Below are 21819 nucleotides of genomic sequence, written 5' to 3'. Positions count from 1 at the left end.
CGCGACTATGTGTAGTGTGCGCACATGCGCTCGAGGCACGCGCGCACATCGCCCACGACGAGGTGACAGCTGCACGCGATCATGAGGTTGCGCGGCAGGCCGAAATCTTCCACGGCCCAGCCGTCGGCATCGTTGCCGTTGGTGTTCGGCACCTGCGCCAGGAGCGGTGCGTCGGGCACGTGATAGCACCACACGTCTTTGCCGCGGGCGATGGCGTAGCCGATTTCGAAGCACGTGCCGGAATCTGGCTCGTGGCCCCGAAAATCCGCTACGTTGGCGAGCACGGCGTCAGCCGAGTCGATCAGCGCGATGTTCTGGCGATAGATCTCCGCAGCGGTGGCAGGGCCGTCGGCTTGCGGAGCGATCGTGTTGTCGAGCGGATACAGGCCGATGAAGCCGAACTCGGCGCACAGCGCCTTCAGGGCTTCGCCGTGCGCGATGGGCTGGGGACGGAAAACATCCGGGCCGGCGAGGTAAAGACGCACCGTCATGACGCGGCCTCGACAACATGCAGCGTCGAAGCCCGCTCGACGAGCGTACCAGGCAGCAATACGACGCGGGCATCCCCGGTCACGCCTTCGATGCGTTCATGCACAAATTCGACGGCCTTGTAACCGATGTCGTACGTCGGTTGCCGGATCGTGGTGATGCCAATCAACTCCGCCCATTCCGGATCATCGATCGACAGCAGGGCTGCCCGCTCCAGCCAGGCCGTGCCGAACTGCGTGCGCAGATGCCGCGCAACGATGAGCGCAACCGGCGCATTGGCAATGAACAGCGCCAGTCGCTTTCCGCCCCGGCGCTGCACGGCATCGATGCGTACATCGATTTCGGCCAGCGCACGTGCAGATGCGGCCGGATCGTTCGGGTCGAGCACCACGGTCGGCTCCGCTGGCAGGCCTCTCGCTGCCATCGTCTCGCGAAATGCGCGTTCACGATCTCGCCGCGAACTGACCTGTTCAAACGGTTGCACGATGAACTGGATGGCATCGAAGCCTTGATCCAGCAAATGCTGCACCCCCAGGCTGACGGCATCACGGTTATCGAGCCCCACGAGGTCGGCGTCGAACCCGTCGACGGTGCGATCCACCAGCACAGCCGGAATACCGCCACCCCGCAAGGGACGCAGCACGGCCTCTTCCGCGCCCAGCGCGTTGACGATCAAGCCTTCGACCCGATACGTCGTCAGCAACTGGACGAACCGGCGCTCCATCTCGATCTCGTTGGCGGCGTGGCAGATGAGCGGCATGTAGCCCAGCGCGTGGCAGGCTGCCTCCACGCCCTGCAGCACTTCAATCGTATAGGGATTGGTCAGATCGGCCACCAGCATGCCGAGCAGCCGATTGCGGCCCCGCTTGAGGCCACGGGCCATTTGGTTGGGCCGGTAGTTCAACCGCTTAATGGCGGCTTCGATGCGTTGTCGCAAATCTTCGGAAAGGACTTGCGTCTCGCCATTCAGGTAGCGGGACACACTGGTCTTGCCGGTTCCCGCTTCGCGGGCCACGTCGGTGATGGTCGCAGGGCGCGAGGAAGAGGATGGGAAATCAGTCACGATGCGCTTCAGAACAGGCCGTCGGCGCGAGGGGCCGGAGCCGGAGTGCGAGGATCATAGCGCAATCCCGGCACGCAGCTCACGAGGTGCGCGCGTGCTCCAGCACCAGTGGATTGACCAGGTTTTCACGTAACGTGCCGGCCAGCGCCTTGATCAGGTTGTCTGCCGCGCAGCGCGCCATGGCGTGCCGCGTCTCGTGCGTTGCGGAGCCGATATGGGGCAAGGCCACCACATTCTTCATCGCCAGCAATGGCGAGTCGGGGGGCAGCGGCTCGTGCTCGAACACATCGAGCCCGGCGCCGCGGATCGTGCCATTGCGCAAGGCATGAATGAGCGCCGCTTCGTCGACGACGGGCCCCCGCGATGCATTGATCAGGATCGCGCCTCGCTTCATCTTGGCCAGTTCCGCCGGCCCGATCAGGTGCTGTGTTTCGGGCGTCAGCGGCACCTGTAGGCACACAAAATCCGATTCGGCCAGCAATGTGTCGAGCGTCACGCGGCGCGCGCCGTACTGCGCTTCGGCCTCGGGATGCGGATGCCGGTTCGTGTAGAGCACGTGCATCCGAAACCCGTGCACCGCACGGCGGGCCAACGCCGCGCCGATCCGACCCAGCCCGAGGATGCCGATCGTCTTGCCGTGGACGTCCGTGCCGTAAAGCTCCGGCCCGATGCTGCGCTGCCAGTTGCCGGCCCGGACCCACTCGGCCAGCTCCACGACACGACGCGCCGACGCGAGAATGAGCGCAAACACGGTATCGGCGGTCGACTCGGTCAACACATCCGGTGTGTGCGCCAGCACGATGCCCCGACGCGTGAGATCAGGCACGTCGAAGTTGTCATAGCCGACGGAGATCGTGGACCACGCCCTGAGGCGTGGCGCGTGGTCGAGCATCCGGGGCGTGATCTTCAAGCTCGCACCGATCGCGCCTTCGGCGTTGGCAAGCGACTCGGTCAACGCCGCAGCGCCGTCGACCTCGACAAGTTCGACATGCTGGCGCAACTGGGCCGCCACATCGTCGGGCAGCGGTTTGTAGGCAACGACAAGCGGTTTCATCGGTTCATTTTCCAGACACAGGATGGGCGAACGCGTACGTTTCTGGCGGCTGCGGCTTGACGCAGAGCGTGAGCACCACGGCGGCCAGGAGCGCGGCGCTCATGAATGCGTACGACGCCAGCGGCGAGCCGGTGGCACCGTTGAGGTAGCCAACGAAGTACGAGCCAACAAACGAACCGAGGGCACCCATGCTGTTGATCAACGCCATCGCCCCACCGGCGACGTTCTTCGGCAGCAGCTCCGGCACGATCGCGAAGAACGGACCATACGGCGCATACATCGCCGCTCCGGCGATCACGAGCAGCACATACGACATCCAGAAATGCGTGGACCCGAGCGCAAACGATGCGGCAAACGCCGCAGCGCCCACCAGCAGGAACGGCCAAACGAAGCCGCGCCGCGACCCCACCTTGTCGGATGCCCACGACGCCGCGAGCATCGCGATGGTGGCCGCAAGGTACGGCAGCGCCGACAGCCAGCCCGTCTCGACCATGCCGAGCGACGAGCCGTTCTTGACGATGGACGGCAGCCACAGCACGAAGCCGTACACGCCAATGCTCCAGCAGAAGTACTGCGCACAGAGTTTGACGACCGCAGGCGAGCGGAAAGCTTCGCCATAGTTGCGCATCGGCTTGATGCCCGCCTGTTCCGTTGCCAAGGCTTGTTCCAAATCGCGTTTTTCCTGAGGGCTCAGCCACGGCGCCTGCGCGGGCTTGTCCTGTACCAGACACCACCAGCACACGGCCCAGATTATGGCGGGCACGCCCTCAGCGATGAACATATGGCGCCAGCCAAACTCGCGCACGAGGTAGCCCGATACCACCGACATCCACAACACCGTCACTGGATTGCCCAGAATCAGAAACGTATTCGCGCGCGAGCGTTCTTGCTTGGTAAACCAGTTGCTGATGTAGATCAGCATTGCCGGCATGACGGCCGCCTCGACTACGCCCAGCACAAAGCGAATCGCGAGCAGCGAGGGAATGTCGCTCACGACACCGGTGAGCGCCGCGCACAAACCCCATAACACCAAGCTGATGAACACGAGCTTCTTCACGCTGCGGCGCTCTGCATAGATCGCGCCCGGTATCTGGAAGAAGAAGTAGCCGAGGAAGAACAGCGCCCCAATCAACGACGACAGCCCCTGGCTGATCCCCAGATCGTGATTGATGCCAGCCGCCGCCGCGAAGCCATAGTTCGCGCGGTCGAGGTAGGCCAGGCTGTAGGTGATAAAGACGATCGGCATGATCATCCACCAGCGCCGCGCAGCAAGTTGCGTTGCCATGTTCGTGTCTCCTTTGATGGTGTGCGTTGCCCGCGAGGGCGGCAGTCGAAGCGCTGCGTTAGACGCTGGGAATGGATTCCGGCTCGCACCCCAGGCGGGCCGTTTCTTCAAGTACGTCGAGCGCGGCACGCGTCGGCAGGCCTTCGGAATCGCCGATCACCTGGATCGCCAGCGCGCCAATCCGGTTGCCGCGCGCAACAGCCTGCTCTGCGGACAGCCCTTCAAGCAGCGCGCTGACCACGCCCACCGCAAAGCCATCGCCCGCACCGACTGTGTCGACAACGCGCTCCACACGGACGCCGTCGGCGATGCCTTCCGCGCCATCAGCGGTCTGGTAGTAAGCGCCGGCAGCGCCCAGCTTGATGGCAACGCCGCGCGCACCCCGATCGAGATAAAAGCGCGCGATGTCGGCTGGAGTGTCATGGCCGGTCAGTTGCCGCCCCTCAGCCAAGCCGGGCAGCACCCAATCGGAAAGCGACGCCAACGCGTTGAGCGTGGTCACCATCTCCGTTGTGGAACGCCACAGCGTTGGGCGCAGGTTCGGGTCAAACGAAATCGAGCGACCAGCCGCACGCATCTCCCTCGCGAGGTGGAACGCAAGTTCGCACGACGACGCAGAGATCGCGGGAGCCACACCCGTCAGGTGCAGATGGCGCGCGCTGAGTACATAGTCGGCCACATAGTCGGCGCGGGAGAGGCGGCTGGCAGCCGAGCCTTTGCGGAAGTACTCGACACGCGGGTCACTGCCATCGTCGGCGCGCGACTTTAGCTGGAAGCCCGTGGGATATTGCGGATCCACAGCTACACACGATGCGTCGATCCGTTCGCGTGCCAGCGTTTCCAGCACGTATTCACCAAACGAATCCTGCCCCACCCGGCTCACATAGCCGACGCGAAAACCGAGGCGGCTCAGGCCGACTGCCACGTTCAGATCGGCACCTGCGATGCGCTTGGTGAACTGCGTGACCTGCGCGAGCGGCCCCGGCGCCGTCGCCACAAACATCGCCATGGCTTCGCCGTAGGTGATGACATCCAACGTATGCGACATGCGCAGGCTCCTTCGATGTCGAGTCACCGTCAGGCGGCCTTGAGCCACACGACATGTTGATGGGCGTCCGCGGCGGGATCGACCGCGTTGAACGGGAATTCGATGCCGCGCGGTACATCGCCGGGCAGCGCGGCCAGCACAGCGGCGAATCCGGCATCGTTGCCCGCAGGCGCCACCGCAAAGCGACGCGCGCCCTCGCCCGCAACGCTCTTGCAGTGGATGTATTGGACATACGGCGCCAGCGCCTGCGCGCATGTGAGCGGCGCTTCGCCAGCCCACTCCCAGTTGCCGATGTCGAACGTCATGCCGAGCATGTCGTTCAGGCCCGCCGCTTTCAATGCGCTGAACAGGTCGCTGAACTGCGACAGCGAGCCGCCTACCGCCTGCTGACCGTTCTCAACGAGTATCCGTGCTCGCGCGCCTTGCAACAGCTGGGCCAGCGCCTCTGCCGACGCATCGCCGGCAAATCCGCCGAGCTGGAACTTCACAATGCGCGCACCCAAGGTCTGCGCTTCAACCAGCGCGCCGCAGATCGCGCCTGCATCCAAAGCACCGTCGTCCGTGTAAAGCGTGGCCGGTGTCGAGTAGACCGCCCAGAGACCATGCGCGGTGATGAGCCGGCCCAAGGCAACCAGGACCTCAGCGGATACCGTGCCATCGAGGCCAACAGGCAACAATTCACGCCGCACCTCGAAGCCGGCAGCACCGACCGACGCCGCCAGCGGGACATAGACGTGATGTCCCTGCTCAAGCACCTGAGCGACGCCGAACGCGCTTGCCACGATCACGATATCTGCCATTTGTGCGCTTTTCTCCGTATGGAACCGGTTCCATTAGAGGATATGGTCGCGGTTGGAGGCGGCCCGCGCTATAGAGGAAATCCCTAGCAGCGGTGGCCAGATGCGACACGCCGCACATGTGTTCGGCGCGGAGCGAGTATTGTGCTTTCGGGAGGGATGCCCGCGCTTTGAATGTGGAAGCAACGCCACGCGCAGAGCAGAAGAGTGGCAGCCGTGCAGAAAGACAGCCAAACAAAAAGGGCCGACAGTTGCCTGTCAGCCCTTCGAATTTTGGTGGGTCCTGCGGGATTCGAACCCGCGACCAATAGATTAAAAGTCTACTGCTCTACCGACTGAGCTAAAGACCCCAAAGACCGCGATTATAGGGAGATACCCGCGATTCTGTCAACGGCCCGTCAGATCAAACCAGACGTTCCATTCGCCAGATCTGGTAGCGGAACGCCAGCACCGCGCCGATCACGATGCCCGCGAGCGCGATGAACGATCCGACCGCCAGCGTCGACACACCGGACAGCCCTTGCCCGATCGTGCAACCGAGCGCCGTGACGCCGCCAATGCCCATGAGGATACCGCCGATGATGTGGTTGCCTGTGTCCTCGGCATTGGCAAAGCCCTCCCAACGGAACGTGCGCGTGGCCAGCGCCACCGCCGCCGAACCGGCAATCACACCGAGCACGCTGACGATACCGACCGTCAGGACCTTCGACGTATCGCTGAAGAACATCAGCCACTCCAGCGTATACGACACCGGCGCCACGAAACTCAATGCCTCCATGCGGCCGCTGTTGGTCGCCACGAACGCTTCCTGCAGCGTGCTCGGATCTTCCTGCACGTAGCCGAGATGCCCGGAGACATACCACATGCCGACGATGATGAGGCCAACGCCGATGCCACCGAGCAGGTTGTCACCGGTGCGGAAATCGCGCGAGATGAGCGCCCACACCGACAGCGCCCCACCGATTACCAACGCCAGAACAAGGCGCAGCATGCGCGCATCGGCGGAGAACGCGTGGCCGAGCACGCTGGGCAAATCCTGCGACGTCGGCAATGTAATCGCCACGCTGTCCACCGTTGCGACGCGCACCACGCCAAACACGCCCTTGAGCGTCATGTACGCCGCCAGCCCCAGAAACACCAACACGACGACCGACTTCAAATTGCCGCCGCCGATACGCACCAACGTCTTGCTTCCGCACCCTGAGCCCAGCACCATGCCGAAGCCGAACAGCAGGCCGCCCACCAGCGACGACAGCCACAGCAGCTTGCTGGCCGTGTAGATCGTCTTGCTTGTATCGATCAGGCCAAGCCAGCTCAGGCACCCGGTGCCGATCATGGCCACACCGATGGCCAGTGCCCACATGCGCAGCCGGTTCCAGTCGCCGATGTTGACGACGTCGGACACCGCGCCCATCGTGCAGAAGTGCGTGCGCTGAAGGATCGCGCCAAACACGAACGTCAGCGCAAACGTGGCCCACAGCACCGTGTGGGACAGCGCGTTGAGGTCGATATCGGGCATGGTGCGTCAGACGTAGCGGGTGGGGTCGGGCACGCCCGCAGCTTCAAAGCCGGCCTTGCGAATGCGGCATGAATCGCAGACGCCGCAAGCCCGACCCTCGTCGTCGGCCTTGTAGCAGGACACGGTCAGGCCGTAGTCCACACCCAGCCGCACGCCGGCCTGGATGATTTCCGCCTTGGTCATGTCGATGATGGGTGCGTTCACGCGGATGCGCTCGCCTTCCACACCGGCCTTCGTCGCCAGGTTGGCGAGCGTTTCGTAAGCGGCAACGTATTCGGGACGGCAGTCCGGATAGCCGGAGTAGTCCACGGCATTTGCGCCAAAAAACAGGTCGCGTGCGCCGACCGCCTCAGCCCAGCCAAGCGCCAGCGACAGCATGATCGTGTTGCGCGCCGGCACATACGTGATCGGGATACCCGTCTGCGCACCGTCGGTCGGCACGTCGAGCGTATCGTCGGTCAAGGCCGAGCCACCGAACTTGCGCAGGTCCAGATCGACGATTTCATGGCGCACTGCGCCAAGCGCCGCCGCGACTTTCTTGGCCGCTTCCAGCTCGGACGAGTGGCGTTGGCCATAGCGCATCGACAGCGCGTAAGTCTCAAAGCCGTCCGCATTGGCCATGGCGAGCACGGTGGCAGAGTCCAGCCCGCCGGAGAGCAGGACGATGGCGCGTTTTTTCATGGGCGAAGCCTTGCAAAGCAAATCGGGAAGGCCCGCATTTTAGCGTGCCGCCGCCCTACCCGCGCCCAACACGGCTTATGCCCGCTATTCGGCGGTCCATGAAAAAACGCCCGCCGGTGCAGCCACGGGCGGGCGTTCGTTCAGATGCCGAGCGGCTTGCCGATCAGCGCATCGACTTCAGACGGCTTTGCGCGGTCTTAGCCTGCTCGGTGCCGGGATACTGAGAGACCACCGATTCCAGCGTCTTGCGTGCGGCCGCCTTCTGGCCGGACTCGCCCTGGTTGGTCGCCACCTGCAGCAGCGCATCGGGCGCTTTGGGATGCTGCGGGTTGCTGCGCGCCATGTTTTCGAGCACGTAGCTGGAGCCCTTGTAGTCGCGCTGTGCATAGAGCGCGTTACCGAGCCAGAACTGCGCGAGCGGCAGATACGGGCTTTGCGGATACTTCTTCACGAACGCCGAGAACTGGTTGCCCGCGCCCTTGAAGTCGCCCGCCTGGAACGCCTTGAGCGCAGCGTCGTATTCCGGCTTCTCGTTCGGCTGGACCATGCCTTCGCGGCCATCCACCGTTGCTTGCTGCGGCTCGAATTTCTTCAGGCGCGCATCCAGGTCGGCGTAGTAATCCTTCTGCTGCTTGGTCAGCGTATCGACGCTGTTCTGCAGGACTTCGTTCTGCCCGCGCAGGCGCGCCACTTCGGATTTGAGTGTCTCGATCTGGTTTTGCGCGTCGATCAGGTTCTTGCTGTTCTGATCGATGCGCTGGGCAGCCGTCGACTGGAAGTTGTTGAACTTGTCGCGCATGTCGATGATGGCGCGGCGCGCCTCATCGTCGTCAAACACCCCCGCTGCCGCCGGGCCGGCCACGGTGAGGGCGCCACCCGCGACGAGCGTCGCCAACAGGATGGCCCGACGCATGGCCCCATAAGCGCGCTGTTTCATCATCGTATTCATGTGATTGCCAACGTAAGAACGCCGGCCGCAACCTCGCAGCCGGCGCGTTCCACTTCAAACCGTACCGATCAGTAGACGATGTCGGCGCGGCGGTTCTGTGCCCACGAATCTTCGTCGTGGCCGGTCGCTTGCGGCTTTTCCTTACCCAGGCTCACGGCTTCCATCTGGCTGTCAGGCACGCCCATCGACGACAGGGCGCGACGCACGGCCTCGGCACGCTTCTGGCCCAGTGCGAGGTTGTATTCGCTCGTGCCGCGCTCGTCGGTGTTGCCCTGGATCAGGACCTTGCGCTGGTTGTGCGATTGCAGGTAGCGCGAGTGCTGGCCCAGCAGGCCTTGGTACTCCGACTTCACCGAGTAGCTGTCGAAATCGAAGTAGATGCTGCGCTTGGCGAGCGGGCTGTTCGGGTCGGTCAGCTCGTCACGGCCCACGTCCACCGGCGTCACCGTGCGGGCATCCGCACCCGTACCGGCACCACCGCCCGTACCGTTCTTGGCCGTATCGTCCAGCTTCACGCCCGAGCTGCAAGCGCCCAGGGCCAGCAGCGCGGCAATGGCTGCGATTTTGATCATGGTTTGGGACTTCGACATGTCCGATTTCTCCTAGTGGAACAGCTTCGTTATTGCATGAAAGGACCCCACGCCGGCTCACGAACTTCGCCGGCCTGGAGGGAAAGAACCTGACGCGTGCGGCCATCGGTGGACACAGCGGCCAACACCGATTTGCCGCCAACGCGCGTGGCATACAGGATGAACTTGCCGTTGGCCGCAAAGCTCGGCGACTCGTCGTTCGAGGTGTCCGTCAACGCGTTCACATCGCCATTCGACAAGTCCTGCGTGTACAGGCGGAAGGCACCCCCCACGCGCGAGATGTATGCCAGCAGCTTGCCGTCCGGCGACACGCGCGGGCTGGTGTTGTAGTTACCCTTGAACGTCACGCGTTGCGCACCGCCCGCCTCTTCGCCGTCAACCGACATGCGATAGATCTGGGGCGCACCGCCGCGGTCGCTGGTGAAATAGATGGAGCGGCCATCCGGCGAGAACGACGGTTCGGTGTCGATCGCGCTGCTGCGGCTCAGGCGGCGCAGGCCCGAGCCATCGGCGTTGACCAGGTAGACCTGCGTATTGCCATCGCGCGACAGCGACACCGCCACGTGGCGACCATCGGGCGACCAGGCGGGCGCCGAATTGTTGCCCTTCTGATTCGAGATCACCGTGCGGCGGCCCGCCACCAGGTCATGCACGTACACCACCGGCTTCTTGCTCTCGAACGACACATACGCGACTTTGGTGCCATCCGGCGACCACGACGGCGAGATGATCGGCTCATTGCTCGTCAACGCGATCTGCGGGTTGGCGCCATCCGAGTCAGAGATCTGCAGTTGGAAGCGACGGCCAACCTTGGACACGTACGACAGACGCGTTGCAAAAACGCCGCGCTCGCCGATCAGCTTCTGGTAGATGTAGTCCGCGATCTCATGCGCAGCCAGGCGAAGCTGGCCGGGGCCACGCGTGAGCGACAGGCCGCCCAGGCTTTCGCCCTTGGCGGTGTCGTACAGGCGGAAGCGAATTTCGTAGCGGTCGCCGTTGCGCGTCACGGTGCCGCCCACGAAGGCTGCGGCGCCCTTGGTCTTCCAGGCACCCAGGTCAGGCGCCGGGCTTTCCGGCACGACTGCACCGGCCACATCGACGTTCGAGAAACGACCGCTGCGCGCCAGGTCCGCCCGGACAATCGCGGAGAGGTTTTGCGGAGCCTGTGCCTCGCCCTGGAAGTTGGCGATTGCAATCGGGTACTGGCTGGCGCCGACACCCGAGATCTCCACGTTGAGCTGGGCATGGGCCACGCCCGCGCACGCTGCGCTCAGCAGAAGCGCCTGCGCTGCACGTCGGAACATCGGAATCCACATCGTTCGCATCATGTTCATCTTCCCTACTATCAAATCCGGAATCCGAGTACGCCGGCCAGCGCTGCCTTGAGCGGCGCTAGCCCGTTATTCCTTCGGCCGGAACGTCAGGATGACGCTCGACGGCGCTTTGCCGTTGGTATCGCGCGGCAGCGGGTCGGAGCGCTCAACCGCGCGCATCACGGCTTCGTCATAGGCGCCGTTGCCACTCGATTTCGTCAGGCGCTTGGACAGGATCGAACCGTCCGGCGCCATCTGCACCGACACGACGGCCGACGGATTGCCATTGACGGCCGACGGATCGAACAGGATGTTCGGCTTGACCTTGGCCCGCACACGCTCTGCGTATCCTGCCGACGCCGTGCCACCCGTGCCCTGGGCATTGCCGACACCACCACCGGAGCCCGCCACCGTGCCCGTCGCACCCGCACCAGCCATCGCGCGCAGCCGATCCAGCTGCGCCTGGCGTTGTGCATTGGCGCGCGATTCATTCGCCTTACGCTCTGCGTCGGCCTTGGCCTTGGCTTCTGCGGCGGCCTTGGCCTTCAATTCCTTCTGCTTCGCATCCGCTTCCGCCTTTGCCTTCGCTTCGGCCTGGGCTTGAAGCTGTGCATTCTTGCGGGCCTGCGCTGCGTCCGCGGCAGCCTTCTCAGCGGCCTTTTCCTTGGCCTGCTGTTCGGCCAGGGCCTTGCGTTGGAGTTCCGCCTGACGCGCCTGTTGCTCTTCCTTCAGACGGGCTTGACGCTGGGCTTCTGCCCGTTCTTCGGCGGCGCGGCGAGCGAGTTCGGCCTCACGGGCCGCTGCAGCCTCCTGCTCGCGCTTGCGCTTTTGCTGCTCCAGCGCGATATCCGCTTCCTCTTCCACCTTGGCCGGCGGCGCCTTGATCACCGGTTCGGGCTTGACCTCGGGCACCGGCGCGGCCTGCTGCACGGCCTGCTGAACCGCCGCCTCGTCCCACAGTTCAGCCTCCTCGCCGCGCGGGGTGCTGCTCTGCCACTGCACGCCAAAGTACAGAAAGATGATCAGCAGAACGTGTGTCAGGAGCGCCAGCCCGAACGCGCGCAGCGTGCCGCGCTCGCGAACAGGCTCGTAACGATGCAACGACGTCGTAGCCATGACGTTCAGGTTGCCCCGCCGTGGTTCGTCAACGCTCGCTTCAGCAACCTGCTCATGACGATTTCACCATCAGGCCGACGCGCTTTACGCCATCGCCCTTGAGCACGCTCATGACGGTCAGCACGCGGTCATACTGGACCGATTTGTCGGCGGCAATCACGACGGGCTGATCGGGGTTTTCGTCCGTGCGCTGCTTCACGAATGCGCGCAGCTCGTTGTTGTTGGCGAGCCTCTGCTCGGTTGCTCCCGAACCGGTTTTGATGCGAGCAAGGATCGTGCCGTCGCTCTTGATGGTCACCACAATGGGCGGCTGCGTCTGCTGCGGCGTCGCGTTTGCCACCGATGGCAGATTGACCACGCCCGGGTTCACCACGGGCGCCGCCACCATGAAGATGACCAGCAGCACCAGCATTACGTCGATGTAGGGGACGACGTTGATGTCAGCCTTGGCCCGTCGGGCGCGGCGCGTTCGCTGGATGGTAGCCATGAGTGCGGCTCCTTAGCGCGTCTGGCGCTGGAGGATGTTCGAGAACTCTTCCATGAAGCTCTCGAAGCGGTTGGCCAGGCGGTCGATCTCGGTGGCATAGCGGTTGTAGGCGATCACCGCCGGAATGGCCGCAAACAGACCGATGGCCGTGGCGACCAGCGCTTCGGCAATACCGGGCGCTACGGCCGAGAGGGTCGCCTGTTGTACGTTGGACAGGCCGCGGAAGGCGTTCATGATCCCCCAGACCGTGCCGAACAGGCCGATATACGGACTGACCGAGCCGACCGACGCCAGGAACGGCAGGTGGGACTCCAGCGAGTCCATCTCGCGCTGGTAGGCGGCACGCATGGCACGACGGGAAGCATCGAGAATGGCGCTCGGATCGCCGCCGCCGCGCTGCAACTCGCGCGCCTTCAGGTATTCGCGCATGCCGGCTTCGAAGATACGTTCCAGCGCGCCGGTAGTGTGACGGTTGTTGGCAGCGCTCTGATACAGCGCCTGCAAGTCGCCACCGGCCCAGAAATCGCGCTCGAACGATTCGGTCTGGCTACGCGCTGCGCGCAGTGCAAACGCTTTGCGGAAGATGTACGTCCAGGAGAACAGCGACATCACCAGCAAGAGGCCCATGACGAATTGGACCAAGAGGCTGGCATGCAGCACCAGCGAGACGATCGACAGATCTTGTGTGACCTCGACGGGATTCATGCGGCGGCTTTGATGGTTGCGAGTACGGGAGCGGGAATCGGGGTCGGCCGGAAAGTGAGCCGGTCGACACATCCAACACGAATCGTGCCTGATGCGAGCAAAACGTCGCCGCGCCAGCCTTCTTGGGCGAATTGGACCGACACGGGGCCGACCCGTTCCATACGCGAACGGATCTGAAGCAGGTCGTCCAGGCGTGCCGGCGCGCGGTAATTCACGGCAGTGCTGCGCACCACGAAAATGGCTCCGGTCGTGTCGGCCAGCGCCTGCTGATCGACCCCAAGCGCACGCAGCCACTCGGTGCGGGCGCGCTCGAAAAATTTCAAATAATTGGCGTAGAACACCACGCCGCCTGCGTCGGTATCTTCCCAATACACGCGCAGGTTCCAGTCAAAAGAAGCCATCGGGTAATTTTACCAAGACGCAAATGACGGCCAGGCATCCACCGACTGGCCGAGGGCTTGCGCTCGAATTCAGGCCATGCCTCGCGTCACGCTGGTGGCCGAGAATGACTGGCAAACGGGCATCAGCTCCATCGCGTTGACATTGAAGTGCGCCGGCAGCGCCGCCATCCAGTAGACCGCTTCGGCGATGTCGTCGGCGGTGAGGGCTTCCGTGCCTTCGTAAACCTTCTCCACACGGGCATCGTCGCCCTTGAAACGCACGTTGGAAAACTCCGTGCCGGAGCACAGCCCTGGCTCGACGTTCGATACGCGTACGCGCGTGCCGGTCAGGTCCGCCCGCAAGTTCAACGAAAACTGGCGGACGAACGCCTTGGTGGCGCCATACACGTTGCCGCCCGGATACGGATACGTCCCCGCGATCGAGCCAATGTTGATGATGTGACCACGATTGCGCTCCACCATGGCGGGAAGTAGCGCACGCGTCATATGCACGAGCCCGGAGCAGTTGGTGCCGATCATGCGGTCCCAATCGGTCAGGTCGGCACGCTGGGCGGGTTCGAGGCCCAGTGCCAGGCCGGCGTTGTTGACCAGCACATCGACTTCGCGCCAACCCTCGGGCAGGGAGCCCGGCAAGGCCGCAACGGCATCGGCATCCAGCACGTCAAGCACGAACGGCAGCACAGCGTCGCCCAATTCGGCCTTGAGCGCGTCGAGACGGTCCTGGCGGCGGCCTGCCGCGATCACACGATGGCCTTCTCGCACGAAACGCCGCGCGATGGCAGCGCCGAACCCGGCCGTTGCGCCGGTCACGAATACGATCATGGAAGTGTCTCCGGGCCTAAAAAAACGAAAGTCAGAGTTTACCTGAAGCCTTATGCGGTATTGCACCGCAATGTGCGCGTCTGCACGCCCGCTGGTTGCAGCGGCCATGGGGCTGTCGTACACTCGCGGGCAACCATTCCACCTTGCGCGACTGGCGAATCCTGAAGCGGCTTTGAGCGGCTTCGACATGTGGGCAGCGACCACGAGGAAGCGCAAGGTTTCTGACGTCATGCACAACGGCGCCTGCCGCTCGCCTGGGCAGCGAATGGGAAGCACAGGGTGACTTGGACACCCGCTGCAATCGGCCGACACCGGGCGCAGCCGTTCAAGCCGCGCGCATGTTTCCCCACGCCTCGCCCGATCTCCGCCATTTCCGTTTCGTTTCAGACCAGACACTCGCCATGTTCGAACGCAGCCGCTATACGATCGACCAGATCGATCCCGAAATCTTCGCCGCCATCCAGCAGGAAAATCAGCGTCAGGAAGACCACATTGAGCTGATCGCCTCCGAGAACTACACCTCCCCGGCCGTGATGGCCGCGCAGGGTTCGCAACTGACCAACAAGTACGCCGAAGGCTACCCCGGCAAGCGCTACTACGGCGGTTGCGAATACGTGGACGTGGTCGAACAGCTCGCCATCGACCGCGTGAAGCAGCTCTTTGGCGCCGAAGCCGCCAACGTGCAGCCGAACTCGGGCTCGCAGGCCAACCAGGGCGTGTTCTTCGCCGTGCTCAAGCCGGGTGACACGATCATGGGCATGAGCCTGGCCGAAGGCGGCCACCTGACGCATGGCATGGCGCTCAACATGAGCGGCAAGTGGTTCAACGTGGTCAGCTACGGCCTGAACGCGCAGGAAGACATCGATTACGACGCGCTCGAAGCCCTGGCGCAAGAAAAGAAGCCGAAGCTGATCATCGCAGGCGCATCCGCCTTTGCGCTGCGCATCGATTTCGAGCGCATCGGCAAGATCGCCAAATCGATCGGCGCGTACTTCATGGTGGACATGGCGCACTACGCCGGCCTGATCGCTGCAGGTGTGTACCCGAATCCCGTGCCGCACGCTGATTTCGTCACGACGACCACCCACAAGAGCCTACGCGGCCCGCGCGGCGGCGTGATCCTGATGAAGGCCGAGCACGAGAAGGCCATCAACTCGGCGATCTTCCCGGGTATCCAGGGCGGCCCGCTGATGCACGTGATCGCCGGCAAGGCGGTGGCGTTCAAGGAAGCGCTGTCGCCCGAGTTCAAGGCTTACCAGCAACAGGTCGTGAAGAACGCGGCCGTCATGGCTGAAACGCTCATGGCCCGAGGCCTGCGGATCGTGTCCGGCCGCACGGAGAGCCACGTGATGCTGGTTGATCTGCGCGCCAAGAAGATCACTGGCAAGGAAGCCGAAAAGGTGCTGGGCGACGCACACATCACCGTCAACAAGAACGCGATTCCGAATGACCCGGAAAAGCCGTTCGTGACGTCGGGCGTGCGCCTGGGTTCGCCGGCCATGACCACGCGTGGCTTCAAGGAAGCCGAGGCCGTGAAGGTCGCCCACCTGATCGCCGATGTGCTGGACAATCCGCACGACGAAGCCAACATCGCCGCCGTGCGCGCCAAGGTGGCTGCGCTGACCAAGCAGTTCCCGGTCTACGGCTGAAGCATCCGCCAATGGCCGGATCGGCCAGCCACGTAGTACCCTGCCGCGATGCGCCCCCAATTGAATGAGGGGCCATCGCGGCGTTGTTCTTTTAGCGCAGTGCGTTCTTTGAGGTTGCCGAGGAGACCACCGGCATGAAATGCCCCTTTTGCGGCCACGCGGCCACCCAGGTCATTGATACCCGCATGTCGGAAGAAGGCGACACCGTGCGCCGCCGCCGTCGTTGCGAATCCTGCGACCGCCGCTTTACCACCTACGAACGCATCGAGCTGTTCTTCCCTGCCGTCGTTAAAAAGAACGGCAGCCGTGTCGACTACGACCGCAACAAGGTCAAGGATTCCATGCGCCTGGCGCTGCGCAAGCGCCCCGTTTCCGCCGAGGCCATCGACGAGGCTATCGCCCGCATCGAAGAAAAACTCCTCAGCCACGGCGAGAAAGAAATCGGCAGCGACCGCGTGGGCGAACTGGTGATGCGCGAACTCAAGCGGCTGGACAAGATCGGGTACATCCGCTTTGCTTCGGTGTACCGGAGTTTTGAGGATCTGGCAGAGTTTCGGGACGTGCTGGATGAGGTTGCGGCGACGAATGTGCGGAAGTGAGTTTCAGCAGACGGCTGCACTTCTCCATCGGCGACAAGTCCGCCATCCAAATTAGCCTCTTGCGGCATTGAGTCTCAGGAGGAGGCGGGGCGGTTGCTTCCGATGGACGGTTGAATCTGAAACTCCAACTCCCTTACAGCAGCGACATCCGCGCCCAAGCGCTTGGCGGGAACAAAACGTGTCTCCATGAGAATCAAAGCCAATCTGGCCGCGGCGGGACGATTGTCTTCATTAGCACGGACGATTTCAGCGCGCACGACCACGCCATCAACACTGATATAGACGCGCAAGGTTATGGGCGATGCATTTTCGACCAACGCCATCACGTCTAAAAGTTCAAGTGAGCTAGCCGGCAAGGCCTGGCGGTCCACCTCCGTCGATGCATAAAACCGCATCCCGTCGAGATTCTCCGAACGCGAAGACTCAGGTGCAGACAGTTCCGATCTGTAGCCTGCGCTGCCAAAGACGTTAGCGTTAGGCTTCACGGGAGAGGCACCCCGCAGCGGTGAGAGCGCTGCAGAACCGACTTCTCCGCTTCTTTGGCCGTTTGCGCCGGTGCCTTTACCCGTCAGTTCCGGCGACAGGCCTACGTACAACAAACGAGTGCCCGCGTGGCCCTCCTCCGGGGCCGTCTGAGGTTTCCACGCGCTGACAGCGTGCAGGAAAGCCAAATGGGCCGCCACTGCAACAGCGCAGGCGATCAAGCCACGCCGCATCCTCACTATTCCGTGTCGGTGCTTGGCGCTGCGTCGCGATACCGCATCATCAAATCAGCGCTAGTCGGCAGTAGGCACTTCACGCCAGTTGATCTGACGGATTGCTTGCACCACCGTAGGAACCAATGGCACTGAATTGATCGCGCTATTGTCTGTACCAGCCTCCAGCCGAACGGAACCATTGACATTAAGGTAGGACAGATCCACAACCAGCCCGCCACCGGTGTAATACGGTTGGAGTAGGCCAGCATTGTTTACCACGCGGCTCGTGCCAGTACCGATATCCAGCGAGAACACCCGATTCATGCCGGAAGGATTGCAGGCATCACCGTTCGGCAGATTGGCAGCAAACGACACCGTGCCGAAGTTCGAGACCGGCGCCACGTTCACGCGCTCCGCCACATTGTTGGACGATTGGCCGAGGTCAATGTAATAGCCCATGACCGATGGCGGCGCGCTGCCAATGCCGTTCAGCAGATTGGTGTTCGCATTCAGATCTTTGCGTTTGATTGGGAACGTGACCCCAGTCGGGAGATCCGTGCTGCTGTTGAAGCGCTGCACAACGCCGTCATAGATGACGTAGAAAGTCTGCGTCTGGCTGGTTGCGATATCGGTACTGCCAAGGAGCTGACCCGTCCCCACCATGACATAGCGCTTGAGCGAATTCGGCTGGATCTCGATCAGCGGCGGCGTGGTGACAGGCTGTGTGTTGCCGCTCGGGTCGGTCAACTGCGCAATCTGGGTCGGTGCCGGATAGGCGCCGCTTGCCGCCGTGAGATCAAAACGCCAGACGTTGCCCAGCAGATCGCCTGCATAGATCGAGTCCGCAGTGTTGTCGGTGTAGTCGGCCACATAGGCAGACGCATAGGCCAGACCTGCAGGCGAGCTTGCTGAACCGACACCCGTCGAAATCGACTCCAGCAAGGCGCCCGTCGCCGGGTTCAGAATGAAGAGCCGCCCCACGCCATCAGCGTTGTTGTAGCCCGACGGCACTGCAACGATCCAGCCGTACTTCTTTGTCTTCACGACGATCGGGTCGCCATAGGTGAAGCCCAGGGTGCCTTGCTGGACGTTGGACGGGCCACCGAATTCCCACATCACCTTACCCGCCAGCGCGGTCTCGGTGGTGATGGTCGTGGGGTCGGTAATGTCCAGCGCGTAGTAACCCTTTCCGCCCTTGCCCAGACCGCCGATCAGCATGGTGCGCCAGTTCGGCGTACCAGTAATGGCTGTTGAGCCACCCGTACGGTCTAGATCGACATCGAACGCCTGGGGCGTAGCATCCACCATGGCATGGTGGACGAAATTCGTGCCCGACAACCCCAGCGATGCCAGGCCATTGACGGTCGGCGTGCAGGTACCTGAAGAGCACGGTCCTTGGTAAAGGAAGCTCGGCACGTAAGCAAACAGCTCGTTGCCGCTGGTTGTGTTGCCGATCGTGCCATCGAACGCGTGCACCATGCCGTCGTTCGCGCCAACGTAGACCACGGGCTTGCGATTGACATTGCTGCTCTTGAACGCTGCATAACCTGGGTTGGTCGCACTGGACAGCACGGCAATGGGTGGGCCCACGGGATCGACCTTCGAGCCAACAATGTCACCGAGCAGGCTGCTGCGCTGGCGATAGACAGCCTTGCCACTTGCTCCTTCGTTGGTACGGTCGCCGCGCAAATAATTCAGGAAATCCTGGTTGTTCCAGTTCTTCACGGCCGAATTGCTGAGCGCACTCTGGTTGGTCGCGCTGAGCTTAGCCAATTGGAATGGCACACCCTGCGCCGTCCCAACGCTATTGCTGGTGGCAATCAAGCGCGACGAACTCGATTGATTCGCGAGCTGCGCCTGTGCAGACCAGGCTTTCGTCTGTGTGGGTAACCCGGTCTTGGCATCAAAACTAAGCGTACTGCCCACGACGTCCCCACTCCAAGTCGACGAGTTGTAGGACGCGGAATATCCAATATTGCCGGTCAGGCTCACATTGGCGGACGACACTGCCAGCGCCGTCGTGGCCGCCTGAATATCGTTGGAGATATTGTTGAACGCAGTGTTAAGCCCATTCACCATCAAGTCCGCCTGACCGGCCAGATAGTAGTTGTCGGGCATTGGTTTGCCATTCGGGTCTGTGTTGCCGCTCGCGTTCCACAGCGACTGAGCCAACGCCGTTGTGTTGCTCGTGTTGTAGTTGCTCGGAACACTGAAGCCACCGTACTTTGCGGCCAGCCAGAACTGGTTCTGATACTTGTATTGCTGATATTCCTGCACATCCAGCCAATAGGTGGATATTGTCTGGATCTTGGACTTGTTGCCGAGGGGGTCCTTGAAATCGTTCGGGCGAATGTCGCGCACGTGCGAGTCGTAGGCCAGCCCCGCCATCAGGAACGTGTTGTTATCCCCACAGCACCACGGCGGCGAAGCCGTGTTGAGATTGCCGATGCCTTCCATCTTACCCACGAGGCTGGTCGCCGAATCCACATTGACCGTGGTATCTGCAGAAACCTCCGGAGGAAGCGCAGGCTCATTGGCGCTTTGGATAATCGTACTGCCCGGCAAATTGGCGTCCGCATGGGTGTTGACGTCGCCGATACCCAATATGTAGTTCTTCTGGCAGGAGTACAGAATGGGGTCATCCCACTTCTGAATCACCGGAAAGCCGTCGACATACGTCGCCGTAGTGTTAGCGCTTACGCTATTACCGCTGGCATCGTGTGTCACGTCGGAATAGGCAGCAACGTTCCCCAACTTCTTGTAGTAACGAATGCCCGCGTAGTACAACTCGCTCACCGGGTCATATGTCTTGTAGGTGTGGGAAGTCGATCCGAACTTGTTCAAATAGTTCATGACCCCGCTGTTACTCACATTGCTCGAGGAAGCATCACTGGGGTTTGGATTGACAAGCATCGTGCCGTCTGTCGCACTCCACTCGGCCAACGCGTTGGTCGTGGGACTCTTGCCAGGGACCGGCTGCATAGGCCCGATGAACTTCATATTGGAGCGCAGCACCCCGCCATCGCGCAGGATGTTCGAATCATTGATGTATCCGAACGCACCGAAACGGATGCGTTGCGAGTACTTCTGCATCAGGCCTTCCGGCTTGTAGTTGCTGCCGTACTTCGTGCAGTTCGCCTCCAGTTGCGATGGGTCGCACACCTTGACGCGCACAATCACGGACCACACCTTGGATGAGTCTTGGGACGAGCCTGAAGTGTAGGTGTTGACCCTGTCCCGATCCAAATTACCGTCTTGAGTGAAGTACAGCTTATTGCCCGCACCATAGACGCGTACGCTGATGCTGCCCCAATCGGAGAACGGCGTAATGGCCCCCACAATACCGCTCCCGTTGGGATCATTGACGGTGCGGTTCGGCGTTTCACTTGCGCCACCCTGACCTGACGCCCAGGCCTTCTCAAGCACGGTCAACGACGGAGTATCCGTGACGCGATAGCCGCCCGTCAGCGCCCATCGAAATGGATCGATGGTTTGCATCGTCGCCCAGTTCAGGAACGCGCCGGACCAGTAATTGTTGCCGCTGGCGCACTGGAAATTGCTATCCGATGCTGTAGCCGGCACGAAATAGTTGTTGGCGTCGACCTTAGAGTCGTACTGATACGTGTAGCACTTGAGCGGATCGAAGTAGCCCAGGTACTTCACCCCCGCCGTATAGCTGCTGACATACGCAATGCTGTTGGCGGTCGGGTACTCCACCGACAGCGAGAGCAGGAGGTTGCCAGGCACCGATACGGAGCTGAAGAGTGGCTGATCTGCCAGGTCGGTCTGTGCAGCCGACACCAGTAGCGCAGGTAGCAACAAGACGCTTGCAAGCAAGCTGCGCAGGAAAGTCATAACGGAAGGGCTCCGCGAAGCGCTGGCCTTCCAACCTCGGTCACAATTGGGATGCATGGCTGTTCAGCAACTCAGAGAGAAACAGTGGTCTGAAGGAAGGTCTGGCTATTGCGCGGCCCATCGACCCGCACGCTAATACGGTACACAGGCACCGAAGGCGGTTGGGCCTGACCACGATATGGCAGGACCGTGCCCCCCTTCGCTGAGCCGATCGAACTGACCACGCAAGCATTGGACGGGTCAGTCGAGCCCGTTGCGCTACAGAGCCGGTCGATCATGTAGTAGATCGTGATGCCGTCGCCGGCGTTGATCGTCGGCAATGGCGGTGTGGACGGTTTGCTCGGGAGATACCCGATCAGAGTGTTCGGAACGCCGTGCGTGCCGGTGGCCTGCATCGTGGCGTAGTAGCCGCTGGCAAGTTGATTGCTCTGGCGCGTCGACTCCTGGTTGAGCGCGCCGCTGGTCAGGGCTGCCTTAGCGGCGACAATGCCTAGCTCGCCACGGTTGGTCATATCGCGCTTGAACGCGAGGTTGCCTGCATTGAACAGTGCGGCATCGGACGAGCGGAACAGCGCGACGGTCCCGATGGCGAGGATGACCACGGCGATCAAAGCGATCAGCAAAACAACGCCGGACTGATGCCGGCGCACCATGGCGCGCAAGGGACGATTCGAGCGGAGCTGGGGCGTGGTCGACATC

General features: G+C 62.5%; 21 protein-coding genes, 1 tRNA gene and 1 riboswitch. Of the genes, 2 read left to right on the top strand and 20 right to left on the bottom strand.

The genetic code is table 11. From position 1 onward, the window contains the following. Positions 1–5: 5 nt before the first annotated feature. The 17 genes from N5B55_RS03425 to ydfG form a co-directional block, all read right to left on the bottom strand. Positions 6–491, bottom strand: a complete 486-nt coding sequence (locus N5B55_RS03425) for a nucleoside 2-deoxyribosyltransferase (protein ID WP_304539154.1) — start codon at positions 489–491, stop codon at positions 6–8. Further along, positions 488–1552 carry a LacI family DNA-binding transcriptional regulator gene (locus tag N5B55_RS03420; protein WP_304539153.1) on the bottom strand — a complete coding sequence of 355 codons (1065 nt, stop codon included), beginning with the start codon at positions 1550–1552 and terminating at the stop codon, positions 488–490. Before N5B55_RS03420 ends, N5B55_RS03425 begins: the two co-directional genes overlap by 4 nt. A 79-nt stretch (positions 1553–1631) precedes the next feature. Further along, on the bottom strand, positions 1632–2606 hold the full coding sequence (locus N5B55_RS03415) for an NAD(P)-dependent oxidoreductase (protein ID WP_304539152.1): 975 nt from the start codon (positions 2604–2606) through the stop codon (positions 1632–1634). Between the two features lie 4 nt (positions 2607–2610). Further along, positions 2611–3891: an MFS transporter gene (locus tag N5B55_RS03410; protein WP_304539151.1), complete on the bottom strand. Its 1281-nt coding sequence runs from the start codon at positions 3889–3891 to the stop codon at positions 2611–2613. Between the two features lie 58 nt (positions 3892–3949). Beyond that, positions 3950–4939, bottom strand: a complete 990-nt coding sequence (locus N5B55_RS03405) for a sugar kinase (RefSeq protein ID WP_304539150.1) — start codon at positions 4937–4939, stop codon at positions 3950–3952. A gap of 29 nt (positions 4940–4968) precedes the next feature. Continuing rightward, a complete protein-coding gene (locus N5B55_RS03400; protein WP_178959722.1) occupies positions 4969–5739 on the bottom strand; it encodes a sugar phosphate isomerase/epimerase family protein in 771 nt (256 codons plus the stop codon). 271 nt (positions 5740–6010) lie between these two features. Then, positions 6011–6086, bottom strand: a tRNA-Lys gene (locus N5B55_RS03395). 53 nt (positions 6087–6139) lie between these two features. Next, positions 6140–7255, bottom strand: coding sequence for a YeeE/YedE family protein (locus tag N5B55_RS03390; protein ID WP_304539149.1), 1116 nt, complete (start codon positions 7253–7255; stop codon positions 6140–6142). 6 nt (positions 7256–7261) lie between these two features. Beyond that, positions 7262–7936 (bottom strand): 7-cyano-7-deazaguanine synthase QueC, encoded by a 675-nt coding sequence (queC, locus tag N5B55_RS03385; RefSeq protein WP_154208322.1) that lies wholly within the window; start codon positions 7934–7936, stop codon positions 7262–7264. A gap of 163 nt (positions 7937–8099) precedes the next feature. Beyond that, entirely contained in the window at positions 8100–8885 is a 786-nt protein-coding gene (ybgF, locus tag N5B55_RS03380) for a tol-pal system protein YbgF (protein ID WP_304539148.1), read from the bottom strand. A 68-nt stretch (positions 8886–8953) separates the two neighbouring features. Next, on the bottom strand, positions 8954–9475 hold the full coding sequence (gene pal / locus N5B55_RS03375) for a peptidoglycan-associated lipoprotein Pal (RefSeq protein ID WP_065857103.1): 522 nt from the start codon (positions 9473–9475) through the stop codon (positions 8954–8956). Positions 9476–9504: 29 nt separating this feature from the next. Beyond that, positions 9505–10809, bottom strand: a complete 1305-nt coding sequence (gene tolB / locus N5B55_RS03370; RefSeq protein WP_065857101.1) for a Tol-Pal system beta propeller repeat protein TolB — start codon at positions 10807–10809, stop codon at positions 9505–9507. 66 nt (positions 10810–10875) lie between these two features. Continuing rightward, on the bottom strand, positions 10876–11904 hold the full coding sequence (gene tolA / locus N5B55_RS03365; protein WP_304539147.1) for a cell envelope integrity protein TolA: 1029 nt from the start codon (positions 11902–11904) through the stop codon (positions 10876–10878). Between the two features lie 52 nt (positions 11905–11956). Further along, complete coding sequence (tolR, locus tag N5B55_RS03360; protein WP_304539146.1) at positions 11957–12391, bottom strand: protein TolR; 435 nt, start codon at positions 12389–12391, stop codon at positions 11957–11959. Positions 12392–12403: 12 nt separating this feature from the next. Beyond that, the gene (gene tolQ / locus N5B55_RS03355; protein ID WP_012761461.1) at positions 12404–13096 is read right to left on the bottom strand and encodes a protein TolQ; all 693 of its coding nucleotides are present in this window, start codon (positions 13094–13096) and stop codon (positions 12404–12406) included. Then, on the bottom strand, positions 13093–13497 hold the full coding sequence (gene ybgC, locus N5B55_RS03350) for a tol-pal system-associated acyl-CoA thioesterase (protein ID WP_304539145.1): 405 nt from the start codon (positions 13495–13497) through the stop codon (positions 13093–13095). The genes tolQ and ybgC overlap by 4 nt, the downstream gene beginning before the upstream one ends. Positions 13498–13566: 69 nt before the next feature. Then, positions 13567–14319 carry a bifunctional NADP-dependent 3-hydroxy acid dehydrogenase/3-hydroxypropionate dehydrogenase YdfG gene (gene ydfG, locus N5B55_RS03345; protein ID WP_012761460.1) on the bottom strand — a complete coding sequence of 251 codons (753 nt, stop codon included), beginning with the start codon at positions 14317–14319 and terminating at the stop codon, positions 13567–13569. A gap of 137 nt (positions 14320–14456) precedes the next feature. After that, positions 14457–14586, top strand: a riboswitch (ZMP/ZTP riboswitch). A gap of 134 nt (positions 14587–14720) precedes the next feature. Between ydfG and glyA the strand changes: the two genes are divergently transcribed. Both glyA and nrdR read left to right on the top strand, forming a co-directional pair. Then, positions 14721–15968, top strand: coding sequence for a serine hydroxymethyltransferase (gene glyA, locus N5B55_RS03340; RefSeq protein WP_304539752.1), 1248 nt, complete (start codon positions 14721–14723; stop codon positions 15966–15968). 134 nt (positions 15969–16102) lie between these two features. Further along, positions 16103–16567, top strand: coding sequence for a transcriptional regulator NrdR (gene nrdR, locus N5B55_RS03335; protein WP_004629525.1), 465 nt, complete (start codon positions 16103–16105; stop codon positions 16565–16567). Positions 16568–16641: 74 nt separating this feature from the next. On the opposite strand, the gene N5B55_RS03330 is transcribed toward nrdR, so the two are convergent. The 3 genes from N5B55_RS03330 to N5B55_RS03320 form a co-directional block, all read right to left on the bottom strand. Beyond that, complete coding sequence (locus tag N5B55_RS03330) at positions 16642–17271, bottom strand: hypothetical protein (RefSeq protein ID WP_304539144.1); 630 nt, start codon at positions 17269–17271, stop codon at positions 16642–16644. Between the two features lie 72 nt (positions 17272–17343). Next, positions 17344–21120, bottom strand: a complete 3777-nt coding sequence (locus N5B55_RS03325) for a pilus assembly protein (protein ID WP_304539143.1) — start codon at positions 21118–21120, stop codon at positions 17344–17346. A 71-nt stretch (positions 21121–21191) separates the two neighbouring features. Then, positions 21192–21818 (bottom strand): pilus assembly PilX family protein, encoded by a 627-nt coding sequence (locus tag N5B55_RS03320; RefSeq protein ID WP_304539142.1) that lies wholly within the window; start codon positions 21816–21818, stop codon positions 21192–21194. Between the last annotated feature and the right edge of the window lies 1 nt (position 21819).

Origin of the sequence: Ralstonia pickettii, assembly GCF_030582395.1 — a bacterium.
GTDB lineage: Bacteria > Pseudomonadota > Gammaproteobacteria > Burkholderiales > Burkholderiaceae > Ralstonia > Ralstonia pickettii_D.
Note: the sequence above shows the minus strand (reverse complement) of the source record. Positions and strands in the feature narration are given on the sequence as shown.

Bases quoted from the DNA above. Each gene is read 5' to 3' on its own strand.
- N5B55_RS03390 (WP_304539149.1), bottom strand. From the start codon at position 7,255: ATGCCCGATATCGACCTCAACGCGCTGTCCCACACGGTGCTGTGGGCC.
- tolA (WP_304539147.1), bottom strand. From the start codon at position 11,904: ATGGCTACGACGTCGTTGCATCGTTACGAGCCTGTTCGCGAGCGCGGC.
- nrdR (WP_004629525.1), top strand. From the start codon at position 16,103: ATGAAATGCCCCTTTTGCGGCCACGCGGCCACCCAGGTCATTGATACC.
- N5B55_RS03410 (WP_304539151.1), bottom strand. From the start codon at position 3,891: ATGGCAACGCAACTTGCTGCGCGGCGCTGGTGGATGATCATGCCGATC.
- N5B55_RS03400 (WP_178959722.1), bottom strand. From the start codon at position 5,739: ATGGCAGATATCGTGATCGTGGCAAGCGCGTTCGGCGTCGCTCAGGTG.
- queC (WP_154208322.1), bottom strand. From the start codon at position 7,936: ATGAAAAAACGCGCCATCGTCCTGCTCTCCGGCGGGCTGGACTCTGCC.
- tolQ (WP_012761461.1), bottom strand. From the start codon at position 13,096: ATGAATCCCGTCGAGGTCACACAAGATCTGTCGATCGTCTCGCTGGTG.
- N5B55_RS03320 (WP_304539142.1), bottom strand. From the start codon at position 21,818: ATGTCGACCACGCCCCAGCTCCGCTCGAATCGTCCCTTGCGCGCCATG.
- ybgF (WP_304539148.1), bottom strand. From the start codon at position 8,885: ATGAATACGATGATGAAACAGCGCGCTTATGGGGCCATGCGTCGGGCC.
- ybgC (WP_304539145.1), bottom strand. From the start codon at position 13,497: ATGGCTTCTTTTGACTGGAACCTGCGCGTGTATTGGGAAGATACCGAC.
- N5B55_RS03405 (WP_304539150.1), bottom strand. From the start codon at position 4,939: ATGTCGCATACGTTGGATGTCATCACCTACGGCGAAGCCATGGCGATG.
- pal (WP_065857103.1), bottom strand. From the start codon at position 9,475: ATGTCGAAGTCCCAAACCATGATCAAAATCGCAGCCATTGCCGCGCTG.
- glyA (WP_304539752.1), top strand. From the start codon at position 14,721: ATGTTCGAACGCAGCCGCTATACGATCGACCAGATCGATCCCGAAATC.
- ydfG (WP_012761460.1), bottom strand. From the start codon at position 14,319: ATGATCGTATTCGTGACCGGCGCAACGGCCGGGTTCGGCGCTGCCATC.
- N5B55_RS03325 (WP_304539143.1), bottom strand. From the start codon at position 21,120: ATGACTTTCCTGCGCAGCTTGCTTGCAAGCGTCTTGTTGCTACCTGCG.
- N5B55_RS03415 (WP_304539152.1), bottom strand. From the start codon at position 2,606: ATGAAACCGCTTGTCGTTGCCTACAAACCGCTGCCCGACGATGTGGCG.
- tolR (WP_304539146.1), bottom strand. From the start codon at position 12,391: ATGGCTACCATCCAGCGAACGCGCCGCGCCCGACGGGCCAAGGCTGAC.
- tolB (WP_065857101.1), bottom strand. From the start codon at position 10,809: ATGAACATGATGCGAACGATGTGGATTCCGATGTTCCGACGTGCAGCG.
- N5B55_RS03425 (WP_304539154.1), bottom strand. From the start codon at position 491: ATGACGGTGCGTCTTTACCTCGCCGGCCCGGATGTTTTCCGTCCCCAG.